Annotated in this window: 17 protein-coding genes, 1 pseudogene and 1 riboswitch; of the genes and pseudogenes, 7 read left to right on the top strand and 11 right to left on the bottom strand. The window is 52.5% G+C overall.

What is annotated here, in order from left to right:
* Window positions 1-165: 165 nt before the first annotated feature.
* From manX to mntP, 5 genes are all read left to right on the top strand, one after another.
* Entirely contained in the window at window positions 166-1128 is a 963-nt protein-coding gene (gene manX / locus H2Z33_RS17905; RefSeq protein ID WP_017384327.1) for a PTS mannose transporter subunit IIAB, read from the top strand.
* 47 nt (window positions 1129-1175) lie between these two features.
* Entirely contained in the window at window positions 1176-1976 is an 801-nt protein-coding gene (gene manY, locus H2Z33_RS17900; protein ID WP_003859914.1) for a PTS mannose transporter subunit IIC, read from the top strand.
* 12 nt (window positions 1977-1988) lie between these two features.
* Entirely contained in the window at window positions 1989-2840 is an 852-nt protein-coding gene (locus H2Z33_RS17895; protein WP_006810994.1) for a PTS mannose transporter subunit IID, read from the top strand.
* Between the two features lie 54 nt (window positions 2841-2894).
* On the top strand, window positions 2895-3353 hold the full coding sequence (locus tag H2Z33_RS17890) for a DUF986 family protein (RefSeq protein WP_015570303.1): 459 nt from the start codon (window positions 2895-2897) through the stop codon (window positions 3351-3353).
* Window positions 3354-3551: 198 nt separating this feature from the next.
* A riboswitch (yybP-ykoY riboswitch) is annotated at window positions 3552-3752 on the top strand.
* A gap of 1 nt (window position 3753) precedes the next feature.
* Window positions 3754-4320, top strand: coding sequence for a manganese efflux pump MntP (mntP, locus tag H2Z33_RS17885; protein ID WP_023296797.1), 567 nt, complete (start codon window positions 3754-3756; stop codon window positions 4318-4320).
* Here mntP and rlmA read toward each other — a convergent pair.
* The 6 genes and pseudogenes from rlmA to mgrB form a co-directional block, all read right to left on the bottom strand.
* Window positions 4317-5132: a 23S rRNA (guanine(745)-N(1))-methyltransferase gene (gene rlmA / locus H2Z33_RS17880; protein ID WP_032653960.1), complete on the bottom strand. Its 816-nt coding sequence runs from the start codon at window positions 5130-5132 to the stop codon at window positions 4317-4319. The genes mntP and rlmA overlap by 4 nt on opposite strands.
* Window positions 5133-5170: 38 nt before the next feature.
* A complete protein-coding gene (gene ftsI / locus H2Z33_RS17875; protein WP_032648589.1) occupies window positions 5171-6916 on the bottom strand; it encodes a peptidoglycan glycosyltransferase FtsI in 1746 nt (581 codons plus the stop codon).
* Between the two features lie 217 nt (window positions 6917-7133).
* Complete coding sequence (cspE, locus tag H2Z33_RS17870; RefSeq protein ID WP_001062678.1) at window positions 7134-7343, bottom strand: transcription antiterminator/RNA stability regulator CspE; 210 nt, start codon at window positions 7341-7343, stop codon at window positions 7134-7136.
* 12 nt (window positions 7344-7355) lie between these two features.
* Window positions 7356-7500, bottom strand: a pseudogene (locus H2Z33_RS17865) (DUF2627 domain-containing protein).
* 668 nt (window positions 7501-8168) lie between these two features.
* Entirely contained in the window at window positions 8169-8456 is a 288-nt protein-coding gene (locus H2Z33_RS17860; protein ID WP_032648590.1) for a YebO family protein, read from the bottom strand.
* A 74-nt stretch (window positions 8457-8530) separates the two neighbouring features.
* Entirely contained in the window at window positions 8531-8674 is a 144-nt protein-coding gene (gene mgrB / locus H2Z33_RS17855; protein ID WP_003859906.1) for a PhoP/PhoQ regulator MgrB, read from the bottom strand.
* Window positions 8675-8834: 160 nt separating this feature from the next.
* On the opposite strand from mgrB, the gene H2Z33_RS17850 reads away from it, so the two are divergent.
* The gene (locus tag H2Z33_RS17850; RefSeq protein WP_017384332.1) at window positions 8835-9074 is read left to right on the top strand and encodes a YobH family protein; all 240 of its coding nucleotides are present in this window, start codon (window positions 8835-8837) and stop codon (window positions 9072-9074) included.
* A gap of 63 nt (window positions 9075-9137) precedes the next feature.
* On the opposite strand, the gene kdgR is transcribed toward H2Z33_RS17850, so the two are convergent.
* Complete coding sequence (gene kdgR / locus H2Z33_RS17845; RefSeq protein WP_015570299.1) at window positions 9138-9929, bottom strand: DNA-binding transcriptional regulator KdgR; 792 nt, start codon at window positions 9927-9929, stop codon at window positions 9138-9140.
* A gap of 178 nt (window positions 9930-10107) precedes the next feature.
* Between kdgR and H2Z33_RS17840 the strand changes: the two genes are divergently transcribed.
* Complete coding sequence (locus H2Z33_RS17840) at window positions 10108-11481, top strand: MFS transporter (RefSeq protein ID WP_017384333.1); 1374 nt, start codon at window positions 10108-10110, stop codon at window positions 11479-11481.
* A 51-nt stretch (window positions 11482-11532) separates the two neighbouring features.
* Here H2Z33_RS17840 and htpX read toward each other — a convergent pair whose 3' ends face one another.
* The 4 genes from htpX to H2Z33_RS17820 form a co-directional block, all read right to left on the bottom strand.
* Entirely contained in the window at window positions 11533-12414 is an 882-nt protein-coding gene (gene htpX / locus H2Z33_RS17835; RefSeq protein ID WP_003859899.1) for a protease HtpX, read from the bottom strand.
* A 193-nt stretch (window positions 12415-12607) separates the two neighbouring features.
* Window positions 12608-14656 carry a carboxy terminal-processing peptidase gene (gene prc, locus H2Z33_RS17830; RefSeq protein ID WP_015570296.1) on the bottom strand — a complete coding sequence of 683 codons (2049 nt, stop codon included), beginning with the start codon at window positions 14654-14656 and terminating at the stop codon, window positions 12608-12610.
* A gap of 19 nt (window positions 14657-14675) precedes the next feature.
* Window positions 14676-15362: an RNA chaperone ProQ gene (gene proQ / locus H2Z33_RS17825; RefSeq protein WP_003859895.1), complete on the bottom strand. Its 687-nt coding sequence runs from the start codon at window positions 15360-15362 to the stop codon at window positions 14676-14678.
* A gap of 96 nt (window positions 15363-15458) precedes the next feature.
* The gene (locus H2Z33_RS17820) at window positions 15459-15956 is read right to left on the bottom strand and encodes a GAF domain-containing protein (RefSeq protein ID WP_063134703.1); all 498 of its coding nucleotides are present in this window, start codon (window positions 15954-15956) and stop codon (window positions 15459-15461) included.
* Window positions 15957-16028: the final 72 nt, after the last annotated feature.

The raw sequence follows: 16028 nt of genomic DNA, 5'->3' as shown, positions 1-16028 counted from the left end.
TTACGGATCTTCATCACATAAATTATTTTTTCACTATCTAAAATAATTCGCGGAAGTCTTAGTTTTTTGAACTCTAACCCTTATCTGAATCGATTCGGTTCGCCAATACGATTCTCAGTACGCCTGCCTGGCAGACGTATACATGATAATAAAAGGAGGTAGCAAGTGACCATTGCTATTGTCATAGGCACACATGGTTGGGCTGCGGAGCAGTTACTCAAAACGGCAGAAATGCTGTTGGGCGAGCAGGAAAACGTCGGCTGGATCGATTTCGTTCCCGGTGAAAATGCCGAGACGCTGATTGAAAAATACACTGCTCAGCTTGAGAAGCTGGATACCAGTAAAGGCGTGCTGTTTCTCGTGGATACATGGGGCGGCAGCCCGTTCAACGCTGCCAGCCGCATTGTCGTCGATAAAGAGCATTATGAAGTCGTCGCCGGGGTGAATATCCCGATGTTGGTGGAAACCTTCATGGCGCGTGACGACAACCCAGGTTTTGATGAACTGGTGGCACTGGCGGTGGAAACCGGTCGCGAAGGCGTGAAGGCGCTGAAAGCGCAGCCGGTTGAAAAACCGGCCCCTGCCCCTGCTGCACCAAGGGCGGCAGCACCGGCGAAGCCAATGGGTCCGAACGATTACATGGTTATCGGCCTTGCGCGTATTGATGACCGTCTGATCCACGGCCAGGTGGCAACACGCTGGACCAAAGAGACCAACGTACAACGCATCATCGTGGTCAGTGACGAAGTGGCCGCCGACACTGTCCGTAAAACCCTTCTTACCCAGGTTGCACCGCCGGGCGTCACCGCGCACGTCGTGGATGTCGCCAAAATGATCCGCGTTTACAACAACCCGAAATATGCGGGTGAGCGCGTGATGCTTCTCTTCACCAACCCGACAGACGTCGAACGCATTGTTGAAGGCGGCGTGAAAATCACCTCCGTTAACATTGGCGGTATGGCATTCCGTCAGGGCAAAACGCAGGTCAACAACGCGATTTCAGTGGATGCGAAAGATATCGAGGCCTTCAACAAACTGAATGCACGCGGTATCGAACTGGAAGCCCGTAAGGTTTCCACGGACCAGAAACTGAAAATGATGGATTTGATCGGCAAAGTGGGGAAATAAGCCCGGGCCGGTTTTTCATATAGAGCTTATGTAATAGGAGAAGTGCAATGGAGATTACTACTCTTCAGATTGTGCTGGTGTTCATCGTCGCATGTATTGCGGGTATGGAGTCCGTACTTGATGAATTTCAGTTCCACCGCCCTCTGGTGGCCTGTACGTTGATTGGCGCCGTTCTCGGTGACATGAAAACCGGTATCATCATCGGTGGTACTTTGGAAATGATCGCCCTCGGCTGGATGAACATCGGTGCGGCAGTTGCGCCAGATGCCGCGCTGGCGTCCATTATTTCAACCGTTCTGGTTATCGCTGGTCATCAGAGTATTGGTGCCGGTATCGCGCTGGCCATCCCGCTGGCCGCAGCGGGTCAGGTGCTGACCATTATCGTCCGTACTATTACCGTTGCCTTCCAGCACGCGGCGGATAAGGCGGCCGAAAACGGCAACCTCACCGCGCTCTCCTGGATCCACGTTTCTTCCCTGTTCCTGCAAGCGATGCGTATCGCAATCCCTGCGGTTATCGTGGCGATTTCTGTCGGTACCAGCGAAGTTCAGGGCATGCTGAATGCGATCCCTGAAGTGGTTACCAGCGGTCTGAATATCGCCGGGGGTATGATCGTGGTGGTCGGTTATGCGATGGTCATCAACATGATGCGCGCGGGCTACCTGATGCCATTCTTCTACCTCGGCTTCGTTACCGCTGCGTTCACCAACTTCAACCTGGTTGCGCTGGGTGTGATTGGTGCGGTGATGGCGATTCTTTATATCCAGCTCAGCCCGAAATACAACCGTGTCGCGGGTGCCCCTGCGCAGGCTGCTGGTAACAACGATCTCGATAACGAACTGGACTAACAGGTGAGCGAAATGGTTGATATGACAAAAACTACCACTGAGAAAAAACTCACTCCGGGTGATATTCGTGGCGTGTTCATCCGTTCTAACCTGTTTCAGGGTTCATGGAACTTCGAACGTATGCAGGCGCTCGGCTTCTGCTTCTCCATGGTGCCGGCCATCAAACGCCTGTATCCGGAAAACAACGAAGCACGCCGTCAGGCAATTAAGCGTCACCTGGAATTCTTCAACACCCATCCTTATGTTGCGGCGCCGGTTCTGGGCGTGACGCTGGCAATGGAAGAGCAGCGTGCGAACGGGGCTGAGATCGACGATGGTGCCATCAACGGTATCAAAGTTGGTCTGATGGGGCCGCTGGCAGGCGTGGGCGACCCGATCTTCTGGGGTACCGTGCGGCCGGTCTTTGCGGCGCTGGGCGCCGGGATCGCCATGAGCGGCAGCCTGCTCGGTCCTCTGCTGTTCTTCATCCTGTTCAACGCGGTGCGTCTGCTGACCCGTTACTACGGCGTGGCGTACGGTTATCGTAAAGGGGTGGATATCGTTAAGGATATGGGCGGCGGCTTCCTGCAAAAACTGACTGAGGGGGCGTCAATCCTCGGCCTGTTTGTAATGGGGGCGCTGGTTAACAAGTGGACGCACGTGAACATCCCGCTGGTGGTATCGACGATCACTGGTCAGGATGGTCAGACGCGCGTTACCACCGTGCAGACGATTCTGGACCAGCTGATGCCGGGCCTGGTACCGCTGCTGTTAACCTTCGCCTGTATGTGGCTGCTGCGTAAGAAAGTGAACCCGCTGTGGATCATCGTTGGCTTCTTCGTCATCGGTATCGCGGGCTACGCCGTCGGCCTGCTGGGTCTGTAATAAAATGCGTTACCGACCGGGGGCTTGCCCCCGGTCTTTTTATCTGGAGGATGAATGACTGTCACGGACACCGTACTGGTTTTATTTATTGTTGCCCTTCTGGCTTACGCGATCTATGACGAGTTCATTATGCCTCGCCGCCACGGCGAGACGCTGCTGACCCTTCCCCTCTTACGCCGTGGACGCATTGATGCGTTTATCTTCGCCGGTCTGGTAGTCATCCTGATTTACAATAATGTGACCAGCCACGGCGCAATATTAACCACATGGTTATTATGTGCGCTGGCATTAATGGCGATTTACCTGTTCTGGATCCGCTCGCCAAAACTCATTTTTAAAAAACACGGATTCTTCTTCGCCAATGTCTGGATAGAATATAACCGTATTAAAGAGATGAATTTATCCGAAGACGGGGTTCTGGTGATGCAATTAGAACAACGCCGCCTGCTCATCCGGGTCAAAAATATTGATGACCTGGAAAAGATCTACAAATTACTCGTTAAAACTCAATGAGTTAATATTATAGCATCGGCTATATATTGCATTATTCTTAAACCAGCAATATAGCCGATGCTATATCTCCTCTGTTAATTGCCTTATATTTGTTAACGATATTTTCACGCATAAATCTAAATGAAAATCGTTATCAATATAGTGGCTATATAAAGCCATCTTCGTTGTTGTTTTATATTCTCAAAATATGTTAAGGTTGCGCCCGTCGTTGGGGAGTAGCCGATTTCCTGCCTGCGGGAAATGTACGTGTCAACATACTCGTTGAAAAACGTGGCGCGTACGGATCGTTTTCAGCACACTTACTGTGCCAAAAGCGATCAGGCGAGACCATAGATACATCAACTGCTGTTTACTGGGGGCAGTGATGTGTCATATGGATATCCCCGGTCTGGACGCTCTTATGAATATCTCCGCTACGATCCTTCTGGCTTTTGGCATGTCCATGGACGCATTTGCCGCCTCTATTGGTAAAGGTGCCACCCTCCATAAACCTAAATTTTCCGACGCCCTGCGTACCGGTCTCATATTTGGTGCTATCGAAACGCTGACGCCGCTTATCGGCTGGGGTCTGGGGATGCTCGCCAGCCAGTTCGTGCTGGAGTGGAATCACTGGATTGCTTTCGTGCTGCTGGTGTTCCTCGGCGGACGCATGGTGATTGAAGGCTTTCGTGGTAACGGCGATGAAGATGATGCGCCGCTGCAACGCCACGGCTTCTGGCTTCTGGTGACAACCGCCATCGCAACCAGCCTGGATGCAATGGCCGTGGGTGTCGGTCTGGCGTTTTTGCAGGTCAATATTATCGCCACCGCGCTGGCGATTGGCTGCGCCACGCTGATCATGTCAACGCTGGGGATGATGGTGGGTCGGTTCATTGGCCCGCTGTTAGGCAAACGCGCCGAAATTCTGGGCGGTATCGTGTTGATCGGGATTGGTGCCCAAATCCTTTGGGCACACTTCGCGGGTTAACCTTCGCGCTGCCAGCAATGGATGCTGAAATCCGTCTGGCAGCGAAATTCTGTCTGCGCTGCCAGCGTTTCCCACACCTCTGGTTTTGCCCGCCATGCAAACGGCGTCATTTGCAGTAACGCCACGGCTTCACTTCCCTGCAACGTCATTTCATACGCTACCGACTGCGCCTGCTTTAACGCAAAGCCCGCCAGCTGTTCAGAGTGCGGCGCATGCAGGTGAACTTCATCATAGATCAGCCCTTTTAACTCCAGCAGATGACGCGGCCCTGGCGTGACGGTGATAACCCAGCCGCCAGGCTTAACGACGCGCGCCAGCTCCTCTGCCTTGCACGGCGCATAGATACGCACCACGGCGTCCATACTCGCTTCCTCAAACGGCAGGCGGTGGCTGGAGGCCACGCAGAACGTTACCGCTGAGTAGCGTTTGGCTGCCGAACGGATTGCCACTTTCGACACGTCCAGCCCGTAAGTTTCGGCGCCCTTCTCAGCCGCCACGTCAGCAAACGTGGCGGTGTAGTAACCTTCGCCGCAGCCGATATCCAGCATGGCGGATGCGCCTTCTGTCAGATATTGACGGAGTAAGGCGACAACGGCATCCCTGAGCGGTTGATAGTGCCCGGCATCGAGAAACGCCCGGCGCGCCTGCATCATCTCCGCGCTGTCACCCGGGTCCCGGGAGCGCTTGTGTTGTACCGGCAGAAGATTTACATAGCCCTCTTTCGCCCGGTCAAACTGATGTCCCTGTGGACAGATAAACGTTTTCTCCGCGCGCGTCAGCGGCGCGTGGCAAAGGGGACAACTGAAAGACATGACAGCTCCAGGCGTAAACCAAAAGGCGAAGTGTACCGCTATTCGCCAGGGTTATAAACGGCTGGGTGACGCATCACGATCAGATGGTCAGAATCTGCCGGCAGCCCGTCTGGCTTCACGTTTTCCAGGCGCAGGACGTTACCCATAATTTCGCTGAACACGGGCGCAGAAACGGCCCCGCCATAGTAGGCACCGTTTTGCGGATCGTTGATCACCACCACCAGCGCGAAACGGGGATCGCTGGCAGGCGCAACGCCTGCGGTATAGGCGACGTATTTATCCACATACTTACCATGTTCATCGATTTTTTTGGCCGTCCCGGTTTTTATCGCCACGCGATAGTTACGCACCGCCGCTTTGACCCCGCCACCGCCGGGTAACGCAACGCTCTCCATCATATGTTCCACCTCGTGAACAATTTCCTCGGGCATCACCCGCTTGCCAATCACCGGCGGGTCAATACGGGTGATGGACAGAGGCCGTTCAATGCCGTAGCTGCCGATGGTGGCATACACATGCGCCAGCTGGAGGGGGGTTACCATCAGGCCATACCCAAAGGCAAAGGTCGCCCGATCTAACTGACTCCAGAATTTTCGCTGCGGCAGTAAACCTGCGCTTTCTCCCGTTAAACCAAGCCCGGTACTCTCGCCAAAACCAAAGTTTTTATAGGTATCCAGTAACCGTTGCACGGGCATCGCCAGCGAAAGACGGGATACGCCTGTGTCGCTGGATTTTTGCAAAATCCCGGTCATCGTCAGCTCGGGGTAGTAGCCCACATCACGAATACGATGACCATCAATGGTGTAGGGATGCGTGTCTATCACGCTGTCAGGCTGTACCAGCCCCTGCTGTAGCGCCGTCATCAGCACCAGAGGCTTAACGGTCGAGCCAGGTTCAAAGGTGTCGCTGATCGCGCGATTGCGAAAATCATCCAGCGTTGCCCCTTCCCGGTTGTTGGGGTTGAAGTCGGGGAAGCTCGCCATCGCCAGAATTTCGCCCGTCCGTATATTAATCAGCACCGACGCGCCTGACTCGGCTTTGTTCCACGCCACGGCATTATCCAGCGCGTCTTCGGTGATAGTTTGCAGGCGTTCATCGATACTAAGCTGGATATTATGTGCAGGTACGGGAGCCACCTCCGTAAGGTTCTCCACCACATGTCCGTAGCGATCTTTCCTGACCAGCCGCACGCCTGCCTTCCCGGTAAGCTGCGTGTTAAAGCTTTTCTCGACGCCCTCAATGCCCTGACCATCAATATTGGTGAAGCCAATCAGGTTCGCCGCCACGTGCCCGGCAGGATAAAAGCGGCGGGACTCATCGCGAAGGTTGATACCGGGGAGACGCAGCTTATCGATCCACTTTGCCTGGGCGGGATCAACCTGACGGGCCAGGTAAATAAATCGCCCGTGCGGGTTACTGTTAATTCGCGATGCGAGCGTGCTCAGAGAAAGGTGTAAGGCATTTGCCAGGGCCTGCCAGCGCGAGTCAAAACCGATCCCCCCTTTTTCCAGCACTGTTTTGGGATCGGCCCAGACGGCCTGGACGGGTACGCTCACCGCAAGGGGTCGCCCTTCACGGTCAACAATCATCCCACGCGGGGCGTCTATCGCCACTTCGCGCAGGGAGCGCATATCCTCCTGCTTCACCAGATTATCCGGTTTGATAATTTGTAGCCACGCTACGCGGCCCAGCAGAAACGCAAGGCTACAAAAGATGGCGAGACACAGAAGTGCAAAACGTGCCGGAGTAAAATTTCCGGTGGTGGTTATTGTCTTTTTTTTCACCTTAACCCCAGGGCTGTTAATCAACGCCCTGATTTAACGAGAAAAGCGGATAATAAGGCGGGAAAACAATGCTAATAATCTCGCGGGTTTGCAACAAGATAATAACAGAGGAGGATTACGTAATATTTTGAAAAATAAGCGTATAAAAAAAGCCCCGCATCGGCGAGGCTTATGTCTGAGATCGAAGCGCTGAGCGCTTCAGTCAGCAGTGATTCGATCAGATAGCAGTTACGTTAACCGCAGCTGGGCCTTTCTGGCCATCCTGAATTTCGAACTCAACGTTCTGGCCTTCAGCCAGAGTTTTGAAGCCGTTACCCTGGATTGCAGAGAAGTGTACGAACACGTCTTTGCTGCCGTCAGCAGGGGTAATGAAACCAAAACCTTTAGACTCGTTGAACCACTTAACTTGACCTTTAATCTTTGCCATTTGCAAAATTCCTTAGAGTGTTTTCTTAGCCCGCGGGCTTTGACATAGATAAAACTGAGACATTACTGCTTGAGGCACTAATATAAGGTTCGGCAGAGAAGCGGTATTCAACGACAACGTGTTTACTCAGGACTTCTTTACTGAAAATGCCACACATAAACAGAACTGTACCTCGTTTGACCCAAAACGTGTTATCACACACAACGTTTAATATGGCAAGCCATTTTTAAACGTGTCTCGATCCGCCGCACAAATCAGACGTTACTCCATAACAATCTGCACAGTTATGCGAATTGTCAAATGAAGCACCACCTGACCTCACTGCCCGCAGGGTGCGTTGACGCGCCCTGTAATCAAAGACTTTTTAAACATAGCTCAATCATTTCAAAGCGTCCATCCCAATCCCAGAATTTCTTTAAAGGAATGACTGAGTTAGAACATTTTGTGAAAAGTTATGCTGAAAACATTGCAACGCACCAACATGTGTCAGGGAATATACGATGTTAATTACATTTTGCTAACTGTATTAAAAACCACCATTTAATAAGTGTTATTCTGCACCAAAATAATGAAATTTTTATGACTCTGCCTCAAAACAAGGCAAGCAAAACGTTTCGATAAAAATAAAACACTTCAGGAAAGATAAAGCACACTATTTATTCAACGAAACTGAATTTGTTAAATAAGGATAAATATTCGCCAGTTTTCAGTGTGCTAAAACATGAGTTAACTGCTGCTTAATTAAATGCCGGGAAGTTGTGGGATGCATTTGATAAGGGAGGGGATTTACGCCGTACGTCAGGCCACCTCCCCGCTCCGGGCAGACTATCGTTCAGCTACCAGGCGAATGAAGTCTTCCTCGTCTTGTTGTTGAGCAACAGCGTCCTTCGGTACCGCTTTCTCCTCCGGCTCGTTGGCTTCGCACAAACGACGCAGCAGCGCAGTCTGCCGTTTCTGCTGATCGAGCAATGCTTCCAGCAGCTCAATCTGCTCGTTTGTGCGGGAGCTGGCGCGGTTAACGAAAAACCACAGCACCAGCCCAACGACCAGCACCAACAAAGACATTACCAGGGATGCAATGCTCAGCAGCCCCGAATTCAGTAACTCACCCATTTCACCACCTCAGTAAAAACCGCCATTTTACCACTGCCGCCGCGTAAGGACATCACTCAGCGTAAAAATGGTCTCTACCAGGGGATAAACTTATTGATTGAACAAATGCCGCTAAAGAACTGTACATCCTGATCGCACATCACATTGATAGTCTGCGTCCACAGCACCACGCATGCTATCAACACTATAATCAGAATTACCCAGCGTATTTTTTTCACTCCACACTCCGTCTTATGACCTGATACAGCCAGGTTATCACGGTTATCTTAAACAGGGGCTAACTGTACCTTCAACAGACGCTTTTCGGAATCGTGCACTTGTTTCACTGCGTAAAGCCGTTACGCTTACTCTATGACAACAAAGAAAAAAGAGGCAACGATGCGTTTACTTATTCGTACAGTAATTGTACTGGCCATTGTCTGGATCGGCCTGTTATTAAGTGGGTACGGCGTATTAATGGGGAGCAAAGAAAATGCCGCGGGTCTGGGTATCCAGTGTAAATATCTTACCGCCCAGGGGATAAGCACGGCTCAGTACATCCATTCCGACAGCGGGATCATCGGGTTAACCAACTGTCCTGTGCTGCGTAAATCATCTGTTGTGGTTGATAACGGTTAATCAGCGCTGAACTTCGCTTACAGAAACGCCGCAAAAGTGCGGCGTTTTTATTGGTGGCGTCGATCAGAACGGATAATCGTTATAGCCCATCTGCTCTGAAATTTTGCGCGCTGCGGTATGCAGAATCGCCACATATTCATGAAGACGCTCTTCAGAGAAACGCAGCGTTGGGAACGAAATGCTCAGGCCCGCAATGACAACGCCGAAGCGGTCAAACACCGGCACACCGATGCAACGCAGCCCCTCTTCCTGCTCTTCGTTATCTTCCCCGTAACCCTGCTCACGCACTTTATCCAGCACGCTCAGCAGTTCTTCCGTACTGGTAATCGTGCGGTCGGTGCTGCGTTTGTACTCCACCCCGTCAAGGATTTGCTTCACCTCTTCGCGATCGCGCCAGGCCAGCAGTACTTTACCAATTGCGGTGCTGTACAGCGGGTTACGACGACCAATGCGTGAATACATGCGCAGGTTGTACATGGAGTCAATTTTGTGGATGTAAACAATGCTGTCTTCATCCAGCGCACCGAGGTGAATTGTCTCTTTCGTCAGTCGTGAAAGTTCACGCATCTGAATGTCAGCGCTGCGGATCAGATCCACGTTCTGCAAGGCGCGGGCGCCCAGTTCAAACAGTTTCAGGGTCAGAGAATATTTTTCTGATTCTCCTTCCTGCGCGACATAACCCAATGATTTCATCGTCTGCAAAAAGCGATAAACGGTGCTTTTCGACATCATCACACGCTGCGACAACTCTGTAATACCAATTTCACGCTCTTCTCCGAGCGCCTGCAAGATGCCAAACACCTTCAGCACGGAAGAAACAGAATCTGGCTGCTTATCCAAATCTGCGATTGCCATTTATCACCTCATGGAGAGTGTTTTATAAAAATCAGAACCGGTTTTTATTATAAATTCGTGTGATGCGTGCTGCAATCTATCTGGGTTTACTTCGTTACAAATCTGCGACATAAAACCGAAATAACGATGCTAAAATAGTTACTCTGAAAATAATTTCACGCTGAGTCATTCTTTCCCCATGCAAAAAAACGTTTCTGATGGCCTGCCCTTACCGCAGCGGTACGGGGCAATTGCCACTATTGTCATCGGTATTTCGATGGCTGTCCTTGACGGTGCGATTGCCAACGTGGCTCTTCCTACCATTGCCAAAGACCTTAATGCTTCGCCGGCAAGCTCCATCTGGATTGTGAACGCGTACCAGATAGCGATTGTGATTTCCCTTCTGTCACTCTCTTTCCTGGGCGATATGTTTGGTTATCGCCGGGTTTACCAGTGCGGGCTGGTGGTCTTTACCCTCACCTCGCTCTTCTGTGCCCTTTCAGATTCACTGCACACCCTTACGCTGGCGCGTATCGCGCAGGGCTTTGGCGGCGCGGCGCTAATGAGCGTGAACACGGCCCTGATACGGCTTATTTATCCTCAACGCCACCTGGGGCGCGGCATGGGCATTAACTCCTTTATTGTGGCCGTGTCGTCCGCCGCCGGCCCAACGATTGCCGCCGCCATCCTGTCCGTTGCCTCGTGGCAGTGGCTGTTTGCCATTAACGTGCCGCTGGGCATTGTGGCGATCTTCTTCGCCCTGCGCTATCTTCCGGAAAATGGTCCGAAAAGCACCATGCCACGTTTCGATCTGCCCAGCGCCGTGATGAACGCGCTGACTTTTGGCCTGCTGATTACCGCGCTGAGCGGATTTGCGCAGGGACAGTCTCTGTCGCTCATTGCCGCAGAAATCGTTGCCATGCTTATCATCGGCTTTTTCTTTGTTCGACGTCAGCTGGCGCTGCCCGTGCCGTTACTGCCGGTGGATTTGCTGCGTATTCCGCTGTTTTCGCTATCCATTTGTACCTCCATTTGCTCGTTCTGCGCCCAGATGCTGGCGCTGGTTGCACTGCCGTTCTTTTTGCAGAGCGTGATTGGCCGTTCAGAAGTGGAGACAGGCTTGCTGCTCACGCCCTGGCCTCTGGCAACCATGGTGATGGCCCCGCTGGCCGGTTACCTTATTGAGCGCGTCCATGCCGGGCTTCTGGGGGCGATTGGGCTGGTTGTCATGGCGGTGGGACTGTTTGCGCTGGCGCTCCTGCCCGCCTCGCCGGGGGATCTGGATATTATCTGGCGCATGATCCTGTGCGGGGCCGGTTTTGGTCTGTTCCAGTCCCCTAATAACCACACGATTATCACCTCTGCCCCACGTCATCGCAGCGGTGGCGCCAGCGGGATGCTGGGCACGGCAAGACTGTTAGGGCAAAGCACCGGGGCCGCACTGGTGGCGTTGATGTTTAACCTTGCCGGGCAGAATGCGACACACGTTGCGCTAATTACCGCAGGGACCCTGGCGACCCTCGCGGCTGTCATTAGCGGCCTTCGCGTCACCCAGCCAAAGGCGCAGGCATAAAAAAACCGGGCGGAGAATGGCTCCAGCCCGGTTCTTTTCAACCCGATTACGTTACTTCAGGTATTCGCCGCTACGCAGCGCTTCAATACGTTTATCCAGCGGCGGGTGAGACATAAACAGCTCGCTCAGCGACTTTGATTTGCCGTTGATGCAGAAGGCCATCATGCTGTTTGCTTCCTGCGGCTCGTAGCTGGTTTTAAGACGTTGCAGCGCAGCAATCATCTTTTCACGACCCACCAGTTTCGCGGAACCGGCATCCGCGTGGAACTCACGATGACGGGAGAACCACATGGTAATGATGCTTGCCAGGATACCGAACACCAGCTCCAGCACCATTGAAACAGCAAAATAGATTAACGGGTTGCCGTTGCTCTCTTCACCCTCATCACGGTTGCCCCCCATAAACCCGGCAGCAATCTGTGCCAGAATACGAGAAATAAAGATAACGAAGGTGTTCACCACGCCCTGGATCAGGGTCATGGTGACCATATCGCCATTGGCGATATGGCTGATCTCGTGAGCAATAACCGCTTCCGCTTCGTCACGACTCATGTTTTGCAGCAGACCGGTACTGACGGCCACCAGGGACGCGTCACGACGCGCACCGGTAGCAAACGCGTTAATATCCGGCGCGTGGTAGATGGCTACCTGCGGCATGGCAATGCCCGCCTGCTTTGACTGCTGAGCAACCGTGCTCATCAGCCACTGCTCCATATCGTTACGCGGTTGCTCAATAACTTCACCGCCCACAGATTTCAATGCCATCCACTTCGACATCAGCAGTGAAATGAAAGAGCCACCGAAACCAAACAGCAGCGCCATAATCAACAGACCCTGAACGCTGCTCGACTGAATTCCCGTCAGGCTTAGCACCAGCCCGAATACCACCATCACCGCCAGGTTGGTGAGCAGGAAGAGCGCGATTCGCATCATAATATTCTTTTAACCTCAGTTTAACAAAACGCACTATGCGATTACCCACATCGTATGGGTATTACGGCTATTTTCAAGCATCCAGACGGCGTAAGTCACCAGAAAGACACAACTTTACACAATTGGAAATCCGCCTGACGGAAGGAGGAGGTACATAAAGAAACAGGCACAATTTCTTGTGCCTGTTAGGGGATTATTTTGTCGGAGCAGGTTGCAGAGCGGGTTTCTCTTTTTCCAGCTTCGCGAGATCAAGCGCGATATGCACCGTCTCGTCCAGATACGGATCGGGCTCCTGGTAATCTTTAGGCAGATCGTCCAGTTTTTTAAGCAGAGGCTTGCCTTCACGTTTGAAGCGATCGTTGATACGCGCCAGACGTGTCGCGTCATCTTCATTGTTCTCTTTCTCACGCTGGGCGTAGTTCAGAGACACAATGTTCCGTTTCGCTTTCAAAGCGTTGAAACGCGCGATGTCCTTCATGATGTACTGGAATTCCGGATCCTTCCCGATGCGATCGTTGTGATTTTTCAGCAGTTCCGGTCCGAACTGTTTCATATCACCTGATTTCACGAATGTCGCGGCATCAATGCTATCCCACGGCAGCGCGTTATCTTCAAACTTCTCGCCCGTTTCCGTCTCTTCGGTACCTGTCGGCATCATGATATCCGGCGTCACGCCTTTGCGCTGCGTACTGCCGCCGTTGACGCGGTAAAACTTCTGAATGGTGTACTGTACTGAGCCCAGCGCAGGCCACTCAGGGCGCAGCATCTGGTCGTAAATACGGTTCAGAGAGCGGTACTGCTGAACGGTGCCCTTGCCAAACGTCGGTTCGCCGACGATTAATGCCCGGCCGTAATCCTGCATGGCAGCAGCGAAGATTTCCGATGCAGAGGCGCTGAAGCGATCGACAAGCACCACCAGCGGACCCTTATAGTAGACCACACCATCGGTATCGGCATCTTCACGCACTTTACCGTTGTTATCGCGCACCTGTACCACCGGGCCAGACGGGATAAACAGCCCGGAAAGCGAGACGGCCTCGGTCAATGCCCCGCCGCCGTTGCTGCGCAGGTCAATGATCACGCTGCTGACATTCTGCTTTTCAAGCTTCTGGAGCTGCACTTTCACATCATCGGTCAGGCCGACGTAGAAACCTGGGATATCCAGAACGCCAACCTTCTCTTTACCCACGGTTTTCACCGACATTTTCACCGCGCGATCTTCCAGACGGATACGCTCACGGGTCAGAGTAACGATACGGGTTTTGGTCCCCTTACCGGCTGGCAGGATCTCCAGGCGAACTTTGCTGCCCTTCGGCCCTTTGATCAGCGCAACAACATCATCAAGACGCCAGCCAATCACGTCCACCATGCTCTTTCCGGTTTGCCCCACACCGACAATACGGTCGCCTACGCTGATCGCTTTGCTTTTCGACGCAGGGCCACCGGCCACCATGGAGTTGATTACGGTGTAGTCATCGTCCATCTGAAGCACAGCACCGATACCTTCCAGAGACAGGCTCATTTCGGTATTGAACTGTTCGGTGTTACGTGGAGAGAGATAATTAGTGTGCGGATCAATTTCATGCGCAAACGCGGTCATCGCCAGCGAGAAAACATCTTCACTGTTGGTCTGCGCCAGACGACGAATAGCGAATTTGTATCGACGATTTAACGTCTCACGGATCTCTTTCTCGTCTTTGCCTGTAAGCTTGAGGCTCAGTTCGTCATATTTGACTTTTCCGTCCCACAGCGCATTCAGTTCAGCCTCGTCTTTCGGCCATGGCGCTTTGCTGCGGTCCAGATTAAAGGTGTCGTTGCCGGTGAAGTCCATCGGACGTTCCAGCACTTTCAGCGCGTATTGATAACGCTCAAAACGGCGCTTTTGCGATAAGTTGTACAGATCGTAGAACAGATCGAGCTTTCCGGAGCGCAGCTCATCACCCACTTCGGATTTGCGTTTAGCGAACTGTTCGACATCGCTGGCCAGCAGTACGTTATGGCTGTAATCCAGCAAGTTCAGATAACGGTCAAAGATTTTGGCCGAAAAGGCCTGATCGAGATCGAACTGACGATAGTGCGAACGAGTAAAGCGCGACGTCACGCGCTCACTCACCGTCGCGTGCTGAGTCTCTTCCTTGAGAACCGGAATTTGATCAACACGCGTAATATCGTCCACAGCGAAAGCATGGCCTGTTATAGCAAACAGGCCAGCCAGCGCGGTGAGCTTAAAAAAAGTGTTCATGCCAGGCTCGGCCTCCGTTTCAGAACAACAAGTGTTCTGCGCGTACAATCATTGACATACCAGAAGTCAGCTGTACACGAACGCCATCTTTGGTGATTTCCAGTACGGTGGCGTCCATCGCGTTGTTACCCGCTTTCACCTTCAGAGACTGACCTACGCTCAGCGCATTGATGTCAGAAACTGGGGTGTGGCGCGGCTCTTCGCGCGGCGCACGTGGGGCTTTAGCTGCTGGTTTGTCAGCACGCGGTTTGCGATCGTTATTTTCAGTACGACGCGGTGCCGGGCGCGGTTTACGCTCGCGACGAGGGGCGTCTTCCTGACCGTTTGCCGCTGCGGCTTCGCGTTTTTTCGCCTGCTGTTCCGCACGCTGTGCCTGCACGCGAGCTTTGGCTTCTTCAAGCTGCTTACGCGCATGTTCTACGTGCTGCTCGTCCAGCTCACCGCACGGGTTGCCGTCAAGGTCGACACGGGTCGCACCCGGCTTGATACCGTACAGGTAACGCCAGCTCGAGGTATAAAGGCGCAAGGCAGAACGAAGCTGCGTTTTGCTGAGGTTCATCTCCCCCTCAACGCGCGCGACCAGATCCTGAAAGATACCGACTTTCAGAGGACGCGCTTCACCTTCAGCGCTGAAGCACTGCGGGAAACGCTCGGCCAGAAATGCGATAACTTCTTTACTGCTATTCAACTTAGGTTGATTTTCCATGAAATTTCCTGATTACAACGGACGTTGCCAACAAGCGCAGGCATGAACAGGCGACATTATAATGACGCTATCAGTAAATGCTACGTTATCCGTTGATTATCCTGCGACGCTCGCAAAGAATTTATGATAATCGGTCTCTGCCAGAACATTTTCCAGGTTTGCGGCCAGCGCGCGCAGCCCCTGCTCATCCTCGGCAGTAAAGCGGTTGAAGACCGTGCTGTCGATATCCAGAACGCCAATAATCTGATTTTTAACCACCAGCGGCAGTACGATTTCAGAATTGCTGCTGGCATCGCAGGCAATGTGGCCGTCAAACGCATGAACATCTTCGACACGCTGAACCTGACGGGTCGCCACTGCGGTACCGCACACGCCACGACCTACCGGGATGCGTACGCAGGCGAGTTTACCCTGGAAAGGCCCCAGCACCAGCGTGTCACCTTCCAGCAGATAAAAGCCCGCCCAGTTCACGTCAGAAAGGCGTTCGAACAGTAACGCACTGGTATTTGCCAGAGTGGCTAAGAAGCTGGTTTCCCCTGCCATTAATGCCTTAAAATCGCGATTCAGATCCGCGTAGAATTCTGTTTTGTTCATTATTCAATCACTTAGTTATCTTACATAGTTACCGCATAGCCTATTAAAATAAGCATTAAATGCGCTCATGCT

The sequence above is a fragment of the Enterobacter sp. YSU genome (assembly GCF_016082135.1).
GTDB classification, from domain to species: Bacteria; Pseudomonadota; Gammaproteobacteria; order Enterobacterales; family Enterobacteriaceae; genus Enterobacter; species Enterobacter hormaechei_C.
The sequence above is the reverse complement of the archived record's forward strand: the minus strand, read 5'-3'. Positions and strand labels throughout refer to the sequence as shown.

Excerpts from the sequence above, each read along its gene's own strand:
- kdgR (WP_015570299.1), bottom strand. The coding sequence starts at position 9,929 with ATGGCAATCGCAGATTTGGATAAGCAGCCAGATTCTGTTTCTTCCGTG.
- proQ (WP_003859895.1), bottom strand. The coding sequence starts at position 15,362 with ATGGAAAATCAACCTAAGTTGAATAGCAGTAAAGAAGTTATCGCATTT.
- H2Z33_RS17820 (WP_063134703.1), bottom strand. The coding sequence starts at position 15,956 with ATGAACAAAACAGAATTCTACGCGGATCTGAATCGCGATTTTAAGGCA.
- mntP (WP_023296797.1), top strand. The coding sequence starts at position 3,754 with ATGAATATCTCCGCTACGATCCTTCTGGCTTTTGGCATGTCCATGGAC.
- H2Z33_RS17860 (WP_032648590.1), bottom strand. The coding sequence starts at position 8,456 with ATGGGTGAGTTACTGAATTCGGGGCTGCTGAGCATTGCATCCCTGGTA.
- cspE (WP_001062678.1), bottom strand. The coding sequence starts at position 7,343 with ATGGCAAAGATTAAAGGTCAAGTTAAGTGGTTCAACGAGTCTAAAGGT.
- H2Z33_RS17840 (WP_017384333.1), top strand. The coding sequence starts at position 10,108 with ATGCAAAAAAACGTTTCTGATGGCCTGCCCTTACCGCAGCGGTACGGG.
- H2Z33_RS17890 (WP_015570303.1), top strand. The coding sequence starts at position 2,895 with ATGACTGTCACGGACACCGTACTGGTTTTATTTATTGTTGCCCTTCTG.
- H2Z33_RS17850 (WP_017384332.1), top strand. The coding sequence starts at position 8,835 with ATGCGTTTACTTATTCGTACAGTAATTGTACTGGCCATTGTCTGGATC.
- prc (WP_015570296.1), bottom strand. The coding sequence starts at position 14,656 with ATGAACACTTTTTTTAAGCTCACCGCGCTGGCTGGCCTGTTTGCTATA.
- H2Z33_RS17895 (WP_006810994.1), top strand. The coding sequence starts at position 1,989 with ATGGTTGATATGACAAAAACTACCACTGAGAAAAAACTCACTCCGGGT.
- htpX (WP_003859899.1), bottom strand. The coding sequence starts at position 12,414 with ATGATGCGAATCGCGCTCTTCCTGCTCACCAACCTGGCGGTGATGGTG.
- manY (WP_003859914.1), top strand. The coding sequence starts at position 1,176 with ATGGAGATTACTACTCTTCAGATTGTGCTGGTGTTCATCGTCGCATGT.
- rlmA (WP_032653960.1), bottom strand. The coding sequence starts at position 5,132 with ATGTCTTTCAGTTGTCCCCTTTGCCACGCGCCGCTGACGCGCGCGGAG.